General features: G+C 40.2%; 16 protein-coding genes. 5 read left to right on the forward strand and 11 right to left on the reverse strand.

From position 1 onward, the window contains the following. The first annotated feature begins 11 nt into the window (after nucleotides 1-11). Nucleotides 12-452: a carboxymuconolactone decarboxylase family protein gene (locus CBM24_RS13315; RefSeq protein WP_075992656.1), complete on the forward strand. Its 441-nt coding sequence runs from the start codon at nucleotides 12-14 to the stop codon at nucleotides 450-452. A gap of 138 nt (nucleotides 453-590) precedes the next feature. Further along, nucleotides 591-1,103, forward strand: coding sequence for an SRPBCC family protein (locus tag CBM24_RS13320; RefSeq protein ID WP_088163555.1), 513 nt, complete (start codon nucleotides 591-593; stop codon nucleotides 1,101-1,103). Between the two features lie 79 nt (nucleotides 1,104-1,182). On the opposite strand, the gene CBM24_RS13325 is transcribed toward CBM24_RS13320, so the two are convergent. The 11 genes from CBM24_RS13325 to CBM24_RS13375 form a co-directional block, all read right to left on the reverse strand. Further along, on the reverse strand, nucleotides 1,183-1,926 hold the full coding sequence (locus tag CBM24_RS13325) for a Bax inhibitor-1 family protein (protein WP_198386115.1): 744 nt from the start codon (nucleotides 1,924-1,926) through the stop codon (nucleotides 1,183-1,185). A gap of 68 nt (nucleotides 1,927-1,994) precedes the next feature. After that, nucleotides 1,995-3,434 carry a TolC family protein gene (locus CBM24_RS13330; RefSeq protein ID WP_088161594.1) on the reverse strand — a complete coding sequence of 480 codons (1,440 nt, stop codon included), beginning with the start codon at nucleotides 3,432-3,434 and terminating at the stop codon, nucleotides 1,995-1,997. After that, nucleotides 3,427-6,591: an efflux RND transporter permease subunit gene (locus CBM24_RS13335; protein ID WP_088161595.1), complete on the reverse strand. Its 3,165-nt coding sequence runs from the start codon at nucleotides 6,589-6,591 to the stop codon at nucleotides 3,427-3,429. Before CBM24_RS13335 ends, CBM24_RS13330 begins: the two co-directional genes overlap by 8 nt. A gap of 21 nt (nucleotides 6,592-6,612) precedes the next feature. Then, nucleotides 6,613-7,695, reverse strand: coding sequence for an efflux RND transporter periplasmic adaptor subunit (locus CBM24_RS13340; RefSeq protein WP_088161596.1), 1,083 nt, complete (start codon nucleotides 7,693-7,695; stop codon nucleotides 6,613-6,615). A 221-nt stretch (nucleotides 7,696-7,916) separates the two neighbouring features. Continuing rightward, nucleotides 7,917-8,945 carry a tyrosine-type recombinase/integrase gene (locus CBM24_RS13345; protein ID WP_088159862.1) on the reverse strand — a complete coding sequence of 343 codons (1,029 nt, stop codon included), beginning with the start codon at nucleotides 8,943-8,945 and terminating at the stop codon, nucleotides 7,917-7,919. Continuing rightward, nucleotides 8,932-9,936, reverse strand: a complete 1,005-nt coding sequence (locus CBM24_RS13350) for a tyrosine-type recombinase/integrase (protein ID WP_070568342.1) — start codon at nucleotides 9,934-9,936, stop codon at nucleotides 8,932-8,934. Before CBM24_RS13350 ends, CBM24_RS13345 begins: the two co-directional genes overlap by 14 nt. Further along, nucleotides 9,929-11,161: a tyrosine-type recombinase/integrase gene (locus CBM24_RS13355; RefSeq protein ID WP_070568339.1), complete on the reverse strand. Its 1,233-nt coding sequence runs from the start codon at nucleotides 11,159-11,161 to the stop codon at nucleotides 9,929-9,931. Before CBM24_RS13355 ends, CBM24_RS13350 begins: the two co-directional genes overlap by 8 nt. A 231-nt stretch (nucleotides 11,162-11,392) precedes the next feature. Continuing rightward, nucleotides 11,393-11,794: a hypothetical protein gene (locus CBM24_RS13360; protein WP_075992660.1), complete on the reverse strand. Its 402-nt coding sequence runs from the start codon at nucleotides 11,792-11,794 to the stop codon at nucleotides 11,393-11,395. Between the two features lie 84 nt (nucleotides 11,795-11,878). Further along, a complete protein-coding gene (locus tag CBM24_RS13365; RefSeq protein ID WP_088161597.1) occupies nucleotides 11,879-13,093 on the reverse strand; it encodes a DUF763 domain-containing protein in 1,215 nt (404 codons plus the stop codon). A gap of 158 nt (nucleotides 13,094-13,251) precedes the next feature. Continuing rightward, nucleotides 13,252-13,902 (reverse strand): hypothetical protein, encoded by a 651-nt coding sequence (locus CBM24_RS13370; protein ID WP_088161598.1) that lies wholly within the window; start codon nucleotides 13,900-13,902, stop codon nucleotides 13,252-13,254. Nucleotides 13,903-13,995: 93 nt separating this feature from the next. Continuing rightward, entirely contained in the window at nucleotides 13,996-16,917 is a 2,922-nt protein-coding gene (locus tag CBM24_RS13375; protein ID WP_232475529.1) for an FAD-binding and (Fe-S)-binding domain-containing protein, read from the reverse strand. A 214-nt stretch (nucleotides 16,918-17,131) separates the two neighbouring features. On the opposite strand from CBM24_RS13375, the gene CBM24_RS13380 reads away from it, so the two are divergent. From CBM24_RS13380 to CBM24_RS13390, 3 genes are all read left to right on the forward strand, one after another. Next, entirely contained in the window at nucleotides 17,132-17,635 is a 504-nt protein-coding gene (locus tag CBM24_RS13380) for an FUSC family protein (RefSeq protein WP_075992664.1), read from the forward strand. A gap of 183 nt (nucleotides 17,636-17,818) precedes the next feature. Continuing rightward, the gene (locus CBM24_RS13385) at nucleotides 17,819-18,292 is read left to right on the forward strand and encodes an Lrp/AsnC family transcriptional regulator (RefSeq protein WP_046673335.1); all 474 of its coding nucleotides are present in this window, start codon (nucleotides 17,819-17,821) and stop codon (nucleotides 18,290-18,292) included. 18 nt (nucleotides 18,293-18,310) lie between these two features. Then, on the forward strand, nucleotides 18,311-19,378 hold the full coding sequence (locus CBM24_RS13390; RefSeq protein ID WP_088161599.1) for an EamA family transporter: 1,068 nt from the start codon (nucleotides 18,311-18,313) through the stop codon (nucleotides 19,376-19,378). Nucleotides 19,379-19,505 lie beyond the last annotated feature (127 nt).

Genomic DNA, 19,505 nt, shown 5'->3' on the forward strand with positions numbered 1-19,505 from the left:
AATTTAAAACAATGACCACACGATTTAATATTGCAAAAGTAGATGCAACCGCCTATAAGGCGATGATGGGATTGGAAACATATCTCAACGATATTTTTTTAAATCCTATTCAGAAGGAACTCATAAAAATACGTGCTTCACAGATCAATGGCTGTGCCTTTTGCTTAGATATGCACACGAAGGATGCGCTGAAGTATGGTGAAACTCCACAACGGATATTTTTATTAAATGCCTGGCGAGAAACGGATCTATTCACCAAGGAAGAGCAGATATTGTTGGAGATGACAGAAGAGATCACATTGATACATCAAAAGGGATTGACAGAAAGCACTTTTCAAAAAGCAAAAGAAATATTTGAAGAAAAGGAGATTGCACAGATTATTATGGCAATTATTACCATAAATGCGTGGAATAGAATTGGCATCAGCACGCACTTGGAACTATTAAAGTAGTTTTAGGCGCTTTCGCAAAAAAGCCTTTTCCAATATTGGAAAAGGTTTTTTCATTTACAAATAATTTCCTTTTATTTTCCTGTTAAAATCCCAATTATCATTTATCTTTATTAGGAAAACCTATATAAATACATGATTATGAAAATTATAAAAAAAATCCTCATTGTTTTAGCGATCATCATCGCTATCCCCTTAATTACAGCGATCTTCGTCAGTAAAGACTTCTCGGCCCAAAGTGAGATCACGATCGATAAGCCAAAACAGGAAGTGTTCAACTATGTAAAAATGCTTAAGAACCAAGATAACTTTGGTGTATGGCAGCTTTCAGACCCGGAAATGAAAAAAACTGAACAGGGTGTAGACGGTCAAGTTGGTTATAAATCCAGCTGGGATGGTAAGAAAGTTGGGAAAGGTTCGCAGACTATTACAAAAATCGTCGATGGCGAAACGATCGAAACATCCCTCGATTTCGGTATGGGTGAACCAGCCAAAGGTTATTTTATCCTAAAAGAGATCTCGCCTAATCAAACCTCAGTGACTTGGGGGATTTCAGGAAAATCGCCCTATCCATGGAACTTTATGAACTTATTTATGAATATGAACAAAGATTTCGATCAAGGACTGAAAAATCTAAAAAACAGACTAAAATAGAGACTATACAAAGTAAAAAACGGTGATTAAAATAAACTTTACTTTAACCACCTTTTCTTATTTTTAAAAGGAACAAAATTTATCTTCTGCGCATTAAAATTCGTAGAATGTACCAGAACAGCAACATTATTGATGAAAATAGCTGTAGGGCCGCCCCAACATATTGCTCGTTGCTGTAACTATACTTCAGATTTTGAGTTTGATAGAGTATGCTTCCGGAAGCGAGGCCAATCATTGCAACCGAGAACCATAATCCAAGCTCAAAACCAAAAATAGCACCAGCCACAATTGCCCCCAAGGATAAGAAGCCTCCAATTACCAGGATATTCCTGAGGAATGAAAAATCTTTATTGGATACAAATGCTACGACAGTAAGCCCAGTAAACAATGCCAAAGTCATTATACTTGCTTGATAAATGACACTAATTCCTTCTGTCATAAACACCGCCATAAAAATCATTGGCAGAAAGATAATTGCTTCCAGTACAATATAGAAAGCTAGTCCAAGATATTGGGTTTGACGGCTTTGCGAAAGCGTCCATCTTGATGAAAGTGTGGACCCTAACCAAAAACATCCCAATAAGAATAACCAAATAAATTTTCCGCTAACCATCCAAACGATAAAATCATAAGGGATCAATTTGATCAGCAAAGTTTCCAAAACGATAAATGCTAAAATCGAAAGCGCAACATGAAGATAGGTTTTTTTATAAAACACTCCCCTTTCAGCGTCATCATTAATAAGAATGTACTCTTGTGATTCCATAAAACAAATACGATTGATTAAATAAGGATTAAAAATAAGCATTAATTCTATTTCCACAAGAAAGAAGTTTGCATAGGCTTATAAAAAAAGAACCCCGCCTAGCGGGGTCCATTCAAACAAACAACTTATTTCCAGCCTCCTCCCAAATCTTTATAGATATTGACAACAGCATTGAGCTGCTGCTTCTTCGTTTCTATCAATTCAAGTTTCGAATCCAGCACATCGCGTTGTGTCATTAAAACCTCCATATAGTCTGCCCTCGCTGATTTAAAGAGATCATTGGACACAGACACGGAATTATTCAGAACCTCAACTTCTTTTGTTTTGAAATCGTAGCTGCGCCCTAGGTTTTCAATATTAGAAAGTTGTGTAGAGACTTCTAAGTAAGCATTCAGAATTGTCTTCTCATAATTATATACAGCCTGTATTTGTTTCGCGTTGGCCGTATTAAATTCCGCTTTAAGCCCATTTTTATTTATCAATGGTGCTGCAAGCTCCCCTATTAGATTATATAAAACTGATTCAGGCATCTTAAATAGATAGGAAGGCTTGAATGCCTGTAAACCCAAAGCCGCCGAAATCTCCAAAGAAGGATAAAACTCTTTCCGCGCGATCTGTACGTCCAACTTCGCGGCAGCGAGCTCATACTCTGCCTCACGAATATCAGGTCTATTGCTCAGTAATTGGCTCGGTATGCCTGTTTGAACCTTCGCCGGGATCAAATCGACAAAATTGCTTTTGTCGCGTTTGATCTCTTGTGGAAAACGCCCCAATAGAAAATTAATGCGGTTTTCAGTTTCTTTGATCTGCTGTCTCGTCTCAAATTCCATACCTTTGGTTTTCAACACTTCAGCCTCAAACTTTTGAACCGCCAGTTCTGTTACACGAGCAGCCTGTTTCTGCAATCGGATTACCGAAAGCGCATTGTCCTGTAGCTCGATATTCTGTTTGATAATGGTCAACTGATTGTCCAATGCCAATAATTCATAATACGAACGGGCAACTTCGGCAATAAGGCTACTCAGGACAAAATTTTTCCCCTCCACAGTAGCAAGATAACGGTTGAGTGCGGCTTGCTCGGAGTCCTTAAGTTTTTTCCAAACGTCGATTTCCCAGCTTGCATACGCACCAATTGTCAAATCTCCTAGTGGATCCGGCATTTCCTTTCCAGGAGCAATTTCTGTACTGGCATCACCCGCCCCCTGGCTGGTATATCGTCCAACTTTTTCAACACCTCCTCCGGCACGTAAACCAACCGTAGGTTTCAACGCCCCTTTTCGTAAAAGAATATCATTCTTTGCGATTGCCAACTCCTGCAAAGTAACATTCAGTTCCTGATTGTTTTTTAAGGCTGTATCTATTAATACAACTAGATTTGGATCAGTAAAAAATTCACGCCACTTAACCGATGCTGAATTCGTTGTGTCAGATTTATCTACGTCAGTAAATTGCTGCGGAACAAATTTATTCTCCTGTATTTGTGTCGCTTTCGGAACCTTACATCCCGTCACTGCTGCTGAAAGCGAAAATGCAATGACCCATTGTATTTTTCTGCGATTAGTCATTATTATCAAGTTCTTCAGTTAATGGATTTTCATCTTCGTGTTTAATAAGCTTACGTCTAGAGGCAATAGTTCCGAAGATATAGTACAAGCCTGGTATCACTAAAATACCGAACACTGTTCCAAACAACATACCTCCCGCTGCTGCCGTACCGATCGTACGGTTTCCTATTGCACCTGGGCCAGACGCCATAACTAAGGGAATCAACCCTGCGATAAAGGCAAAAGATGTCATTAAAATAGGTCTAAACCTAACTTTTGCACCATCCAAGGCAGCTTCAATAATACTCAATCCTTGCGAATGCCGCTGAGCAGCAAACTCAACAATCAACACAGCATTTTTACCAAGTAAACCTATGAGCATGACCAAAGCGACCTGTGCATAAATGTTGTTTTCCAATCCCAATAATTTCAATAATAGAAAGGCACCGAAGATTCCTATTGGTAAAGAAAGCAATACCGCAAAAGGCATAATAAAGCTCTCATACTGAGCGGAAAGTATCAAATAAACGAAACCAAGACAAATTAAGAAGATATAAATTGCCTGATTTCCACGACCTACCTGATCTTTGGAGATACCAGCCCAGTCAATGCCATAACCTCGAGGTAACGTTTTGGCAGCGACTTCATTAATCACCTGAATGGCTTCACCACTACTGTAACCCGGTGCGGCAGAGCCTGAGATTTCGGACGCCATATACATATTGTGCCGAGTGATCTCAGAAAGACCGTAAACCTTTTCCATATGCATAAATGCTGAAAATGGGACCATTTCGTCTTTTTCATTCTTCACATATAGCTTTAAGATATCCTCCGGCAAAGCCCTGTATTGGGGCAAAGCCTGAACCATAACTTTATATTGGCGGTCATACTTAATGAAGTTCGTTTCGTAATTACTACCAACCAAAGTCGAAAGCGTATTCAGCGCATTATCAATGGTAACACCCTTCTGTTGCGCCAGGTCATTGTCTATATGCAACATATACTGCGGAAAACTCGCGCTGTAGAAGGTAAATACAGACGATAATTCAGGCCTCTTGTTCAATTCACGTACAAAATCCTTACTTACCGTTTCCATTTTCTTGTAGTCACCAGAACCGGCTTTGTCCAGAAGACGAAGCTCAAATCCACCCGCGGCACCATAGCCCGGTACGGCCGGTGGTTGGAAAAATTCGATAGACGCCCCTGGGATATTTTTGGCAGCAGCCTCTAGTTGCTCAATAATCTCTTGCGAGGATTCTTTACGTTCTTCCCAGCTTTTCAAGTTGATCAAACAAGTACCTGTATTTGCTCCAGTTCCTTCAGTCAGGATTTCATAACCAGCTAACGACGATACCGATTGTACACCATCAATGTTTTCAGCTTCTTTTTGCAATGTCTGGGCCGCTAAATTGGTTCGTTCCAATGTCGATCCTGGCGGCGTTTGAATAATGGCATAAATCATCCCCTGGTCTTCATTGGGGATAAAACCTGCAGGAACAGCATTATTCAAAAAGTAGGCTCCAATACAAAAACCAATTAATACTAAAAATGTAAACACCCGTTTATCCACTATCCCTTTCAACAAGTAAACATATTTGTTGGACATCTTATCAAACAATCTATTGAAGGAATCAAGAAACTTGTCGATAATGGATTTCTTTCTTGCCTTGCCATGATTATTCTTCAGCATGATCGCACATAATGCAGGAGTCAGTGTCAATGCCACAACACCCGATAAGATGATAGATGTCGCCATGGTAATGGAAAACTGCCGATAGAATATCCCTACGGGACCCGACATAAAGGCAACGGGGATAAAAACCGCCGCCATAAGGAAGGTGATCGCAACAATGGCACCGCTGATTTCATGCATTGCTTTTTTGGTTGCCTTATAGGCCGAAATATGAAGCTCTTCCATTTTGGCATGGACGGCTTCAATAACCACAATCGCATCATCCACGACCACACCAATGGCAAGCACCAATGCAAACAGGGTGATCAAGTTAATGGTAATTCCAAAAAATTGCATGAACAAAAATGATCCCACCAATGAAACCGGCACTGCAATGGTTGGAATTAAGGTCGAGCGCCAATCTCCTAAGAATAGAAAAACGACAATAGCAACAAGCACAAATGCTTCCAATAAAGTATGGACTACCTTTTCCATGGATGCATCCAAAAATTTTGAAACGTCATAGCTAATTTCGTAATCCAGCCCTTTAGGAAAAGATGCCTTCAATTCCTTCATTTTGCTTTTAACGTCTTGAATTACCTGAGAAGCATTACTTCCATAGGATTGTTTTAAGACAATCGCTGCGGATGGTTTTCCGTTCAACGTAGAATAGATATCATACATCGCCGAACCGAATTTGATGTCCGCAACATCTTTTAAGCGTAACATTTCACCATTTTCACCCGCACGTAACACGATATTGCCATAGCCTTCAGTTGTCGTAAAGCGTCCCGGGTATTTCAATACATATTCGAAAGATTGGGAGGTCATACCAGACGACTCGCCGGCTTTACCTGGTGAAGCTTCCAAACTCTGCTCTGATAAGGCTTTCATCACCTCTTCTGCAGAAATCTTGTAGGCTGTCATACGATCTGGTTTCAACCAGATACGCATCGCCAATTCGCGCGTTCCAAGAATATTAGCCACCCCAACACCGTCTACACGACGTAATTCGGAGACAATATTCATGTCAGCATAGTTATACATAAAGTTTCCATCAAGCTCTTTGTCTTTGCTATAGAGATTGATGTACATGAGCATGTTGGATTCTTCACGTGTAATCTTCACCCCCTCACGTACCACAATTGGAGGAAGCTTATTCACCACAGAAGCCACACGGTTCTGCACATTTAATGAAGCCTGATTCGGATCTGTTCCTAGGTTGAATACCACCTGGATACTTGCTTCCCCGTCGTTACCGGCATCAGAAGCCATGTATTTCATGCCCGGAACCCCATTTATCGCCCGCTCTAGCGGAATGATAACTGATTTAATCATCAACTCACCATTTGCTCCAGGATACTCGGCAGTGATATTCACCTTCGGTGGCGATATAGATGGAAATTGTGTTACAGGAAGCTGTACCATAGAAAGCACACCCAAAAACACAATGATCAGTGATATAACGATCGAAAGTACTGGTCTATTTATAAAACGACTAAACATAGTAATTTAAGTGTAAGGGGTCTATTCTGTTTTTAACTTCAAATTTGAAATGGCGTCTTTAGGTTGCACAAAGCTGTAGCTGATTTTATCATCCTCTTTCGCTTTCTGAATACCGTCCAACAAAAATTTATCATCTTTTTGAAGTCCACTCGTTACCACATACAGATCTGGTAGGGAGTTACCGATTGTGATATGACGAGCTTTTAATTTACCATCCTTATCGACTACAAACACATATTTACGGTCCTGCATTTCGTATGTCGCTTTCTGTGGAATAATTAAAACCTGTTTCAACGGAAAGTTCATCACCACCTTGCCGCTCTCACCATGTTTTAATAGACGGTTTGGATTGGGAAATTTCGCTCTAAAAGCAATATTTCCGGTTTCACTGTTAAATTCACTTTCTATGGTCTCTACAAGACCATTTTGAGCAAATAGCTCGTTATTGGCAAGTAACAGGCCCACATGGGTATCCCCGCGTTTACTAACGTTAGTTTGATAACTTAAATATTCTGGTTCGGAAACATTGAAATAAACCAACATCTCACTATTATCGGACAGACTTGTTAATAATTCACCTTCATCCACTAAACTTCCCAATTTCAATGGAATCCGATCAATGGTTCCGTCAAAAGGTGCCCTGATTTCTGTAAAAGAGAGATGTAATTTTGCAATCGCTGCCTCGGCTTTGGCTTGCTCAAGCTTTGCCTTGGCCATAGCGAGTTCATTGGGCGATACAACATTTTTATCAGCTAATGTTTTTGTATTTTGAACTTCAATTTCTGCTACATTAACTTCTGCGGAAGATTTGCGGTATTCGGCCTCATACATCTTCGGCATAATCCGAAAAAGTAGTTGCCCCTGATGGACAAATTGTCCTTCGTCCACGAAAATCTGTTCAAGATAGCCCTTCTCTTGAGCCCGAAGCTCAATATTTCGGAAGGATCTAATCTGGGAGACAAAATCCTTACGGATAGTTGTATCCATTTGTACCGGAGAGGTCGCTGTAAATTTTTCTTTTTCTTCCTTTTCTTCCTTTTTGGAAGTACACCCGATTTGGCATAAGCTAATAGCCAAACTAGCGAGTATAAATACTCTTTTCATTTGTAAGCGTCTAATTAAAAAAATAAGTTTGATTGTTTGTTGTGCTGGTTGGTGAAATACCTCTACTTTGGTTTATGGCCGTTTCGACTTGTTAATAGATTGTACAAATCGATTACAACGCAATGGCTATGACAACAATATGGATATGTAAAGTCCATTGAAAGGTACATTGATTCACAGAGCATTGCGTTACGGCTTTACATTTGGACTTTACATAATCGTTATTTCTTACCCAGCCCTTTCAGCCAAGTTATCAAGTTACTGTTATCGATCCATTCTCCGGTAACCTGGTTAGGTGTAAGGCATTCCGATGCCTGTTCTATAGCCTCTCTTTTCTGTTTTGAGTCGGCCCTTGCATATATCTCTGTGGTCTGGACCGAGGTATGCCCCAAAAGATCCCTTATCCAAACCAGATTTACACCAGATTGCAACAGGTGGATTGCGCGACTATGCCTTAACTGATGGCAACTGGTAACCTCGGGAATAAGATTAGAATCGTATATACGGGCCATATCTGCATATTTCTTTAAGATATAAGTTATACCGGCTCTGGTGAGTTTATTCCCCGCGCTATTACAAAAGATCGGTCTTTTTATATCAATCTCGTAGTCAACATTGTACCTTTCCATATACTTCTTGAGTATTACGACGACATGCTCAGAAAGCGGTACTATTCTCACTTTTCTTCCTTTTCCATATACCTTGATCGAGTATGGCTGATACTGTATTCGCATTGACACTACCGTCAGGTCAGCCAGTTCCTGTACCCGACAACCTGTATCATACATCAAAGCAAGGACCGTAAGGTGTCTCAGCCCTTGATAAGATGCACTATCCGGTTGTTCAAGTAGAAGCTTTATTCCTTCTTTTGTAAAGTATACCGGGGTAGGATGTGCTTTTTTCAGATTTCCAATCTTCAGGACTTTTTGCCACTGATCCAGGTATTCGATGCTATCATACTGAAGATATGCTACAAAGGAATGTATCGCTGCCAATCTATTATTGCGCGTCGCAATACTGTTTCCCTGCCGCTCAATCAGCCATCGTAGATATTCAACCACATTATCCCTATTAATATCTGACAAAATCGCATTTTCAATCTTTATCTGTTTCTCATCCCTCAAGAAGGAAAAAAAGGAGACAAAACCATCGCGGTACGCGGATATGGTATTGGGGCTGACGTTTCGCTCGTGCGGAAGATACACACCAAGGAAACCTGTGATATATTTTGCTATGTTATTCGTTGCCATCTTTTTGGGGATATATAAATTCATTGAGGGAAATACACATTTCCAATAGTTCGGGATATTCGTTGCAGGTGAGTCTCACATATTCTTCGGTGGATGTAAGAGACTTGTGTCCCAGACAAGCAGCCAGTAATGGAAGGGCAGTGTACACATCAAGCCCTTTTCTTATCATTTTTGCAAGAGAATGCGTTGCCATGGTGTGTCTTATATCATGCACCCGAGGACCAAAGCATTCACCTTTATATGCAATTCCACATTTCGTATATACCTTTTTGAACCAGTTGTATGCGTTGGCGGAAGACACGGCTGTACCATTCAATTTAATGAAGAATGGACGTTCGCTATCAGTAACGCCTTTTACGGGGAGCATGCTCCTGTAATGTAAATATTTCAGAAGGGCCTCCTTTAAAGAGCTGCATATGGGAACCAGGCGTTCTTCTCCATTTTTAGTATTGCCCCAAGTGCCAACCCTTAATACATTCCTGTCGGGATCCACATCCTTGTTTCGCAGCGAGGTTGCTTCTGTGATTCTTAGGCCTGTACTATATAAAAGTCGAAAAAGACAGGGTAGGGATATAATTGGGTCATCTTTTCGATGGCTTCCTCGCTGAAGCCCGTCAGATTCCCGGAATATGGCCAGCATCTGCTCTTCAGTGAAGATATAGGGTACAAAACCACGATCGTTCGTACATTTTGGCAAAGGCATGATATATGATTTAACCCCGTGCTCATTCATGTATTTCGCCAGTTGGGCCAGACGGGAGCATTTTCCATAGAATGTTCTACTACAATCATTTTCCCTGGACTTTGCCCAGGCACCTATCAGATCTTTCGTGATAACTGGATTTGATAAACCATATATTATGGTGAACTCGTCAAACTCTTTGTAAGTCCATTTGGTTGATAGCACGGTGGACCCACAGGATTCTTTGATCCGGATCAGGGCTTTCATATAAGGAGCCAATACTCCCCGATAGTCAAATGGATCAGTCATAGAACCACCCTCCTCTCTGCGTATAAAAGCAATCGCTGGATTCCGGAACATCTAGTACGCATCCCAGCATATGTGACAGGTCTATCCGGACATAGGTTCTTGTTGTATCTGCTTCGGAGTGACCCAGTGTTTCCGATATAATTGAGATTGGCGTGGATTTGTCCAGCATTCTTTGCGCCAGACTGAATCTCAATGCATGCCCTCCATGATGCCTGTTCCCGAATTCGATTCCAGAAGACTTAAAAACAATTAAGATGGCTCCATGAACCGCTCCTCCATTAAGTGCCCCATATGGAGGACGACAACTTAAAAACACTTTGTCTGACATGGATTTTGGGCGTGCATACCGAACATAGTCGATAATGGCATTACCAACTATAGGTAAAAGTGGAAGTGTCAATGGATTTCCGGTCTTATATTGCACAAGCGTTATTTTATTGGTTTCCCAATTTATGTCGCTAAAACTCAAATTGGCTATATCCGAGACGCGCAGCCCTAGACGGGAGCATAATAATAGCATAGCATAGTTGCGTTTTCCAATATTGCTTGAACGGGAAATCGATGTCTCTATCTTCTGTACTTCATCTGGAGCATAGAACGAAGGGGCCTTTACACGCTTGATTTTTTTACCAAGTGATTTTAGCATATAGGAATAGTCCTTTGCAATTATATTTTCGCGGAAGAGAAATAATAGAAAGCGGCGCGTAGTATCAATATACTCCTTCTGTTGATATTCGCGACTCTCAACATACCTCACTATATCTTCTTCGGTTATTCCCGAACGATTGTCTATTCCCAGTTCGAGTAGATATTCTATAAAGTTGCTCATTGTTTTTCTGTAACGCTGAAGTGTCTTCTTCTCATTTAAGCCCAGGGATTTCAAGTATTCAAGATACTGAATAGCGGCGGCGCCGATGTCACCCCGTAAGGGATGTTGTACCACATGCTGTCTTCTCCCTCCCAGATTGCTATCCAACAAAACATGGGTCAACACTTCAATACTTTTAATAAGGTCGCGATGATGGAATGTAACGTTGAAACCATCACGGCACGTCAGCATATATTCGTTGCCGACGTTTTCGTCGTAGTCAACCAAGCCTCTTGAGTGCATATAAACAAGGATGCCTTTCTTCCACAACCAATTATAGGTGTAGATACGACTGCCTGAATATCTGGCCTCTTTTAAAAGTTGGTTAGTACGTTCAATAAGATTTTGAATTTCCATAACTTTTACTATTTATGTTGATATATTGTAATATGCAACACTAACGTTATGGAAAGCAATTATGTGTAGTCGTATTAATAATTGGCTATAAATGAATTTTGAGAAGAGATCTGATAATGGACTTTACATATCCATATTGTTGTCATAGCCCTTATTATGGAAAGCTTTCCATAATAAAGGAGCATCCCTTAGGATATCCACCAGAGCATATGAAATTTCGAAGGGTATATTTTAAATTCTCCAGTTTTGTTGAAGAACGTATCTTTGAGGGAAAAGATAGGCTATGAAATTGCAAAAAGGAATCTTCTTTGCAAATCGAAAAACAAAAACAAAAAGGACAATTGCAAAAAGCAGCAGCGCAACAAATTGAGACGTTACCTGCAAATCCTTGGTCAATTGAAAATTCTCGGCATCAAACTCCTCTATAACGGGATTATCACTGTGTATATTACCATAAAATAGTGGATCGATGTGATTAACCGATGCATCAATATACTTCTGCACGTCGGCATGATTATGCTGATACATAAAACTGACAGCTGGTCGATCGGATTCAATGAGCACAGCATGGCTATTACTGCTTCTGATAAATAAGAAGCATAGGAAAAGGAGTATGGTAATAACCGCTTTCATTGCGGAGCAAATATACTAGCGTACAAATAATTTTAACGATCTTTAACACATTTTAACAAAACAATTACAATCCACAGATTTCCGCTAGAAAAGTGATAATTGCAAACCCCGTCCATTTGTTCGCAAAGGTGCTGCATCTCCAAAGACTGTCCTGCCTCCATACTTCCAAGAATCCCTTCGTTCCTCTGCTATAATTTGCTGAATATCAAACTGTGGCTGAAAATCTTTTTCGCTATCCAGGACGATCTGGTGCAACTTGTTGATTGATTTTAACTTTTCACCATAACCCAGTTTAGATTTTTCAACACCTTTTTGTAAAATCTGAATGCTCTCATCGTAAATGGTCAATGGAACCGGAAAAGGATGTCCATCTTTTCCTCCATGAGCAAAGGAAAATCGAGCGGGGTCATTGAACCGTGAAGGCGCACCGTGGATCACCTCACTAACCAAGGCCAATGACTGTAACGTGCGGGGGCCAACTCCTTTTAACAGCAGCAGATCTTCAAAATGGCTTGGTTGACTTTCTCGGGCGACGTACAACATCGCTCCCAATCTTTTCAAGTCAACATCCGAAGCACGTACATCGTGATGAGCTGGCATAATAAGTTTAGCGAAATCTTGCATTACTTTACTTGAATCCTCTCCCACTATAGTCATGATACCTGCTCTATTGGCTGCCGCTTCTGCAGCTGTCAAGTTGAGGATTATACCTTGCGAAGGCCCACTGATACCAGCATGAGGTTCTTCAACGAACGATTTTACCTTTTCAGAATGCCAATGGTAGCGACGAGCAGTACCGTCCTTTTCATGCATACCTTGTTGGACAACAGACCAATTTCCCTGATCTGTTACGATAAAATTATGTAAATACAGTTGGTAACCATCTTGAATGGCTGTGTTATCCACTTTAGCGACAAGCTTACTGCTGCGAATCAAGCCGTTGCCATCCAACCCAATTCGATCTGACAACCGAAGTAGCTCCTGTGGAGTCTGCATAGACAACTTGCCTTTCCCCCCACAGATATAAAGCCCCAGCGACTTCGCATCTGGATTAATAGCGCGTTTTAATGCTCCCATAACAGCCGTTGTGATCCCCGAAGAATGCCAATCCATCCCGAGAACGGCACCAAAACTCTGAAACCAGAATGGATCCGCCAGTCTTCTTAAAACTTCATCTTTACCATAATCCATGAGTATAACTTCAACTATTGAACGACCTAGAGAAGCCATACGTTCGTAAAGCCACGCTGGTACTTTTCCATAGTGTAATGGGAGATCTGCAATGCCGGACCGTTTCATTGTAAACTAAATATATTAGCACAAATCTATCTCTTTTTCATATAAAATAAAAACGGCTAGATAATTTCTAGCCGTTTTTATTTTATAATCAATCTATATACTACACCTGAGCATATAACTTAGGGCTCATCGAAGTAGTGGCACATGTCACAGCTTCACTATTTACCGGTTAACGCTGATAAAAATCCAGCTCGGAACGAAGGATCTTTCTCTGAAAATTCAATAGAATGCTTATACGTGTCTACATTAAAGAAGAGCTCCGCTGGAGCAGCTTTTTTATTGTCCAAAAATAGTTTAAAGCTATATGCTGTTTTTTTGGACAAGTCAGCATTCACCTTATTGGATGAAAAGACATTCGGAAGAATTACATCTTTTGTAAAAGAATCAGTTGTAGGCGTCTGAAATAAGTCACCTAACGCTTTAATTAAATTATCAGACTGTTGACCCGATGACGAGATTCTAATTTTACCTTTGGTAAAACCGACGTCATCACTCGGCTGGCCGTCTATTATACCTGCGGGTATAAAATCTATAATCTCAAACTTCGCTCCAACAGTATCTTGTTTGTAAAGAGATTTTGTGATATAAATCCGACTTGAATCGGTTAAGATCTCATCTGTGATACGTAGAAAAAAGTTCTTCTTTTCTGCGCCCGGTGTACCATTCGTAAATTGTTCGATTTTTACACCTTCAATTTTGTTAACCGTTGTTGTATCACTTCCATCAGTTTTCTTCTGATTGGAATTTCCGCAACTAGCCATCAGCACCGTAGCGGTTGCAAGAAATGCTATAGATTGAATCTTGTACATATTGAATTGTTTGTTATCAGTTATTAATGAATATTGCTCTTATAATATTACCATTATTACTGATAACAAACAACTATTATCAATGTTTTTATTTTATTTCAATAAAGCATCGTATAAAATTTCCACAGGATGATAAGATTTTCTTCCTACACCATCTTTAATCTGATGCCTACAGGAAGTACCCGCCGCAGCAATTAGCGTATCGGATGATGTTTTACGTATGGTTGGTAACAAAACCAGCTCGGCCACTTTCATCGAAACATCATAATGTTCAGCCTCATAACCAAATGATCCTGCCATACCACAACAGCCCGAAGGAATAGTTTCTACGCTAAAATTCGTCGGGAATGATAGAACCTGTTCTGTCACAGTCACGAGGTGAAAAGCCTTTTGGTAACAGTGACCATGCAGCTTTATCTTTTTTGTTGTTCCAGTAAACTGTTCCGGATGAATACGCCCAGCCTTCATTTCAGTCAACAGAAATTCGTCAATCATCAACGCATTTTTGGCTACTTTTTGTGCGTCAACCCGCAAATCATCGTCTACTAAACTCAAATACTCGTCTCTAAATGTAATTATCCCTGATGGTTCAACGCCTAAAAGTGGCGTATCATCCGTAATTAACCCCTTTAGGAAATGGATATTTTGATTCGCAATCTTCTTTGCTTCTTTCACAAACCCTTTGGAAAGATAAGTCCGCCCACTTTGCACATGTTTTGGAATGATTACTTCATACCCCAATGCCGTCAATAATTTATATGCTGTAATACCGATCTCTGCATCATTATATTCCGTAAACTCATCCGAAAAAAGATAAACACGACGCTTGGCATCACTTACCACTGCTTGTTTTTTTACCCATTGGGTTAAGGTCGTGCCATTGACGGTTGGCAAGGAACGCTTTGGCGCAAATCCGACTGTTTTTTTGACCATTCCTGACAAGAAATCATTTTTGACCACAAAATTATAAAGAGGTGCTACCCACGATCCGAGTTTCTGAGACTGGGTGAAATTAGCGATTAATTTTGTTCTAAATCCCGCACCATGCTCATCATAATAGTGCTGCAAAAATTCGGCTTTCATTTTGGCTACATCCACACTGGAAGGACACTCCGTTTTACAGCCTTTGCAGCTTAAACAGAGATCCATGACCTCTTTGATCTCTTCATGATCGAAACGGTTTTTCTTTGTAGAATTCGTCAAAAACTGACGCAGCATATTTGCCCGGGCCCGTGTTGTATCTTTTTCATCACGTGTAGCCATAAACGACGGACACATTGTTCCACCGGTAATTTCAGTCTTTCGGCAATCTCCCGAACCAGAACACTTCTCCGCCAATCGAAGGATAGACTCATCTTTGGAAAAATCGAAGTAGGTCTTTATTTCAGTTCGGTTGCTATCGTTGTCATAGCGCAAATGAGAATCCATCGGCGGTGTGTTAACAATCTTATTTGCATTAAAAACTCCCTGTGGGTCAAAGATGAATTTGACTTCCTCAAGTAATTTGTAAACTTTTTCGCCAAGCACTTTGCCTATAAATTCTCCGCGCAGACGACCATCACCGTGCTCACCACTCAGCGAACCGTTATATTTTAACACAAGATCACTCGTTTTCTCAAGGATTGAACGAAAAGTACGTTTACCGGCTGCTGTTTTCAGATTTACAAAGGGTTCGATATGCAGCTCTCCCGCTCCTGCATGCGCATAATAAGATGCATGTACTCCCTCTTCGATCAAAAGCTTTTGAATATCACGCACGTAAGCAGGTAGGTCCTCAGGCGAAACAGCACAATCTTCAATCAAATTTACAGGCTGACTGTCCCCAGGCAAATTACGGATTAAACCAAGTCCTGCTTTGCGCACATCCCAAACTAAATTCGTCTGTTCAATACCGGTAATATAAGGATAGGCATATCCTAAGCCGCGGGCAATTAGATCCGCTTTCAAGGCCATTGCTTTCGCCTCTGTTTCGGTAGCTGTAAGCCCCCTAAACTCAACAATTAATAAAGCCTGTGGATCCCCCTCAATAAAAAAACGATTATACTTATAGGTTGGATGCCCAACCGTGAAATCCATGATGTATTTGTCTACCAGTTCAGATGCTTCTGGCTTATGCTCCAGGGCAATCACATTGCCATGCATACACTCCACCATATCTGCAAAGTGAACACAGAGTAAACCTAGTTCCTGAGGTGGTAAGGACATCAGTTTGAGTTTCGCTTCTGTAACGATAGCCAAAGTTCCTTCGGATCCCGCTAATAAATTACACATATTGAAAGGGGCCGAACGATCAGCAAGAATATCCAATGCATAACCGGTATTTCTTCTTGTGATGGATCGTTTGGGGTAGCCCGCTTCTATGGCACTTAAATGCTGTGGATCTGTCAATAATTCATTTATATTACGATAGATATCCCCCTCACGACCAGCTAATAATAATTTCCTAAAATATGCTGCTTCATCAATCGCCTCAAAAGTCACTTCAGAACAGTCGTCCAAAAGTACGTTGGCCGAAATCAAATTGTGCCGTGTATCTCCCCAGACAATTGAATGCAAACCCGAAGAGTTATTGCCAATCATTCCACCAACCATGGCACGGCTTGCCGTCGAAGTTTCAGGCCCAAACATCAGTCCGAATGGTTTAAGATAACTATTTAAGTCGTCACGAATCACACCTGGCTGCACCCGAACCCACTGCTCTTCGACATTAAGTTCAATAATACCGTTAAAATGACGCGAAATATCCATAATAATACCATGGCCTACAACCTGTCCCGCCAAAGAGGTACCGGCAGTACGGGGTATTATAGTTATCCTATGCTGCCGCGCAAAATCAATTAATTTTTTAATGTCATCAATATCAGCTGGTATTGCTACAGCCAACGGCTTTTCCTGATAAACAGACGCATCGGTCGAATAGGCAAGCAACATCGTTTGATCCTTGGTTTCATTGGTATAAAAGAGCTCCCCCTTGAGTTGAGACGCTAATAAGGCTAATTGATTTTGATCTTTCACTTAATCTGCATTTAATGTATGAAACAAATTTAGTCAAATTTATGCATCGGAAAAAGAGATGAATGCAAGAAACGCACAAATCAAAAACAAAAAACGCATAAAAACGCAAAACAGGGTAATTTACCACAAAAGTCAATTTTATTTCGTTCCTTCAAACAATGCGTGTATTTTTGTGGCGCTACATCATTTAGTTAACGATTGATATCTTCCTTATATGCGTAATCTATTCCTTCGCTATACGCTTCATTCTGATTTTATTATATACACCATTCGGGTATTGATTGGCTTCCTTATAGGTTACCCACTCTTTGTATCCTTTCCCCAGTATTCTGTTTCTTGGACACTCATATCGATTATACTGGTCATTTCGCCACAAGAGAATGAGTCAAAGAAAATAGCTATCGATCGCGCTAAATCCAATTTTATAGGTTCGGCAATCGGGCTTAGCTTATATTTTGTACCTATTTCACAACTGTACGCCATGATTATCGGCATTGTCGCGTCGTTGATTACATGTAAGCTACTCAACATCATGGCTGTGGCGCGAACATCTATGGTCGCGCTAATTATCGTCTACCTTCATGAACAGCAAAGCCGCTCCTACTTCGCCGCCTTGGATCGCTTTGGTTGTGTCTGTTTAGGTTGTCTGATTGGATTGGGGGTAATCCTTTCTACAAGAAATATTATTCTGAAATTAAGAAAAAGGTATAATTGTTGAATTATACCTTTGGGCGACCTAAAAGCAATATACTTACTTTCAGCACCATAGCCCAAATGGTTAAGATTTCTTTACAATAAATTCGAATAAAATTCACATATTATTCCGTTTAATCAGAATAATATTCAGAATAGCGTAAATAATTTTGAATATTATACTTTTTTACCTAACTTTGCAGTCGAAATGACAAAAGTAGAATATAATTTAGACCAAGTCGACTATAAAATCTTGCGTTTAATGCAGGATAATGGACGGATCAACAATGCTGATATCGCAAGAGAATTAGGTATGGCACCATCAGCAATCCTCGAGCGCGTAAAGAAGCTTGAGCAAAAAGATGTGATTTTAAAATATAGTGCCAAGATCAATCCTGCCGCGGTCGATCAAAAACTTTTATCGTTTATTTTTATCAAAGCCAATGATATTATTGGCGAACAGGGTGTAGGGTTGGCACTTGCCGAAATCCCCGAAGTTCAAGAAGTACATGACATTGCAGGTGATGATGGTTACCTTATTAAAGTAAGAACTGCAGATTCTACAGGTTTAGTGGATCTCATGCGAAATACCTTAAGTAAAGTTGAAGGTATTATTTCAACGCGGACAACAATTGTACTTCAGACAGTCAAGGAAGATCAGCAGGTTGTGATACCTGAGTAATAGAAAGGAGGTTTAATTATGTTGCAAGGACAAAAAAAGGCAGCTAGCCCATTAATGGTTGTTGTTGCTTATTTTATTATTTATGTGGTATGGGGCTCTACCTTTTTCTTTATAGAAAAAGCATTGCATAGTTTCCCGCCATTTATTTTGGGTTCGTTTCGATTTGTTGCAGCCAGTGCAATCCTAATGACATATTGCGCCATAAAAGGATATAAATTATTTAACAAGCGTTCTATTCAGGAGGCCGCAATCGTAGGTTTTTTATTGCTCTTTGTCGATATGGCAGGGGTTATCTGGGCCGAGCAATATGTATCTGGTGGTGTTGCCGCTATTATTGCTGCTGCTGCTGCAATCTGGTTTATATTATTGGACAAACCAAAATGGAAAGAAAACTTTAGCAGCATTAGCACAGTTGCCGGCGTAGCATTAGGTTTCTGTGGTGTTGTGATGCTATTTGCTGAACAGATCATGGCGACCAATGACAATACAGATGGCACCCTTAAGGTGATTGCCTTATCGATTTTAGTATTGGGTTCTATCGCTTGGACTGTAGGTTCATTGATTTCCAAGTATTTTAAAAAATCTGAAAAAGAAGAAAAAGAGGATCTGCATGTTATGGTGAAGACCGCTTGGCAAATGGTTACCGCAGGTGTCCTCTTTAATATCACAGCGCTTTTTACCGGCGAATATGCATCATTTACACTGCGTAGTGTGGCACCTGTTGACTGGTTTAATTTGGGGTATTTAATTACATTTGGCTCAATTCTTGCTTTTAGTTCTTATATCTGGTTATTGCAGGTGCGTCCAGCAATGGAAGTAAGTACCTATGCGTATGTGAACCCAATTATTGCACTTATTTTAAGTCATTTTTTCACTTCGCACGTGGTAACCTCCTTGCAAATTGTCGGTTTAGCCGTTATTCTATTTTCAGTCTTGTTGATGAACTGGAAAGCGTATCGCACCAAACTGTCGTCGCGCAGCAAAAGGAAAAAGATCATTCAACAAGGTAATAAGCTGGAGAACTTGAAAACAGCAGATCGCCAAATGGATGCCAATACTATTCCTGACACGGAATTAGTTCACTAGGTTGTTATTTTTCTAATTATATGGACAAAGCTTAATGTGTAACAATGTTAAGCTTTTGTTGTTTTTAAAAATTAGCTAACATTGGATAAGATTTGTTCATATATAATTGGCTAACTTTGCAAAGTAT

Source organism: Sphingobacterium sp. G1-14, assembly GCF_002196555.1.
GTDB lineage: Bacteria > Bacteroidota > Bacteroidia > Sphingobacteriales > Sphingobacteriaceae > Sphingobacterium > Sphingobacterium siyangense.

Coding starts and splice junctions, on each gene's coding strand:
- CBM24_RS13315 (WP_075992656.1), top strand. CDS start 12: ATGACCACACGATTTAATATTGCAAAAGTAGATGCAACCGCCTATAAG.
- CBM24_RS13320 (WP_088163555.1), top strand. CDS start 591: ATGAAAATTATAAAAAAAATCCTCATTGTTTTAGCGATCATCATCGCT.
- CBM24_RS13330 (WP_088161594.1), bottom strand. CDS start 3,434: ATGACTAATCGCAGAAAAATACAATGGGTCATTGCATTTTCGCTTTCA.
- CBM24_RS13335 (WP_088161595.1), bottom strand. CDS start 6,591: ATGTTTAGTCGTTTTATAAATAGACCAGTACTTTCGATCGTTATATCA.
- CBM24_RS13340 (WP_088161596.1), bottom strand. CDS start 7,695: ATGAAAAGAGTATTTATACTCGCTAGTTTGGCTATTAGCTTATGCCAA.
- CBM24_RS13345 (WP_088159862.1), bottom strand. CDS start 8,945: ATGGCAACGAATAACATAGCAAAATATATCACAGGTTTCCTTGGTGTG.
- CBM24_RS13350 (WP_070568342.1), bottom strand. CDS start 9,936: ATGACTGATCCATTTGACTATCGGGGAGTATTGGCTCCTTATATGAAA.
- CBM24_RS13355 (WP_070568339.1), bottom strand. CDS start 11,161: ATGGAAATTCAAAATCTTATTGAACGTACTAACCAACTTTTAAAAGAG.
- CBM24_RS13360 (WP_075992660.1), bottom strand. CDS start 11,794: ATGAAAGCGGTTATTACCATACTCCTTTTCCTATGCTTCTTATTTATC.
- CBM24_RS13365 (WP_088161597.1), bottom strand. CDS start 13,093: ATGAAACGGTCCGGCATTGCAGATCTCCCATTACACTATGGAAAAGTA.
- CBM24_RS13370 (WP_088161598.1), bottom strand. CDS start 13,902: ATGTACAAGATTCAATCTATAGCATTTCTTGCAACCGCTACGGTGCTG.
- CBM24_RS13380 (WP_075992664.1), top strand. CDS start 17,132: ATGCGTAATCTATTCCTTCGCTATACGCTTCATTCTGATTTTATTATA.
- CBM24_RS13385 (WP_046673335.1), top strand. CDS start 17,819: ATGACAAAAGTAGAATATAATTTAGACCAAGTCGACTATAAAATCTTG.
- CBM24_RS13390 (WP_088161599.1), top strand. CDS start 18,311: ATGTTGCAAGGACAAAAAAAGGCAGCTAGCCCATTAATGGTTGTTGTT.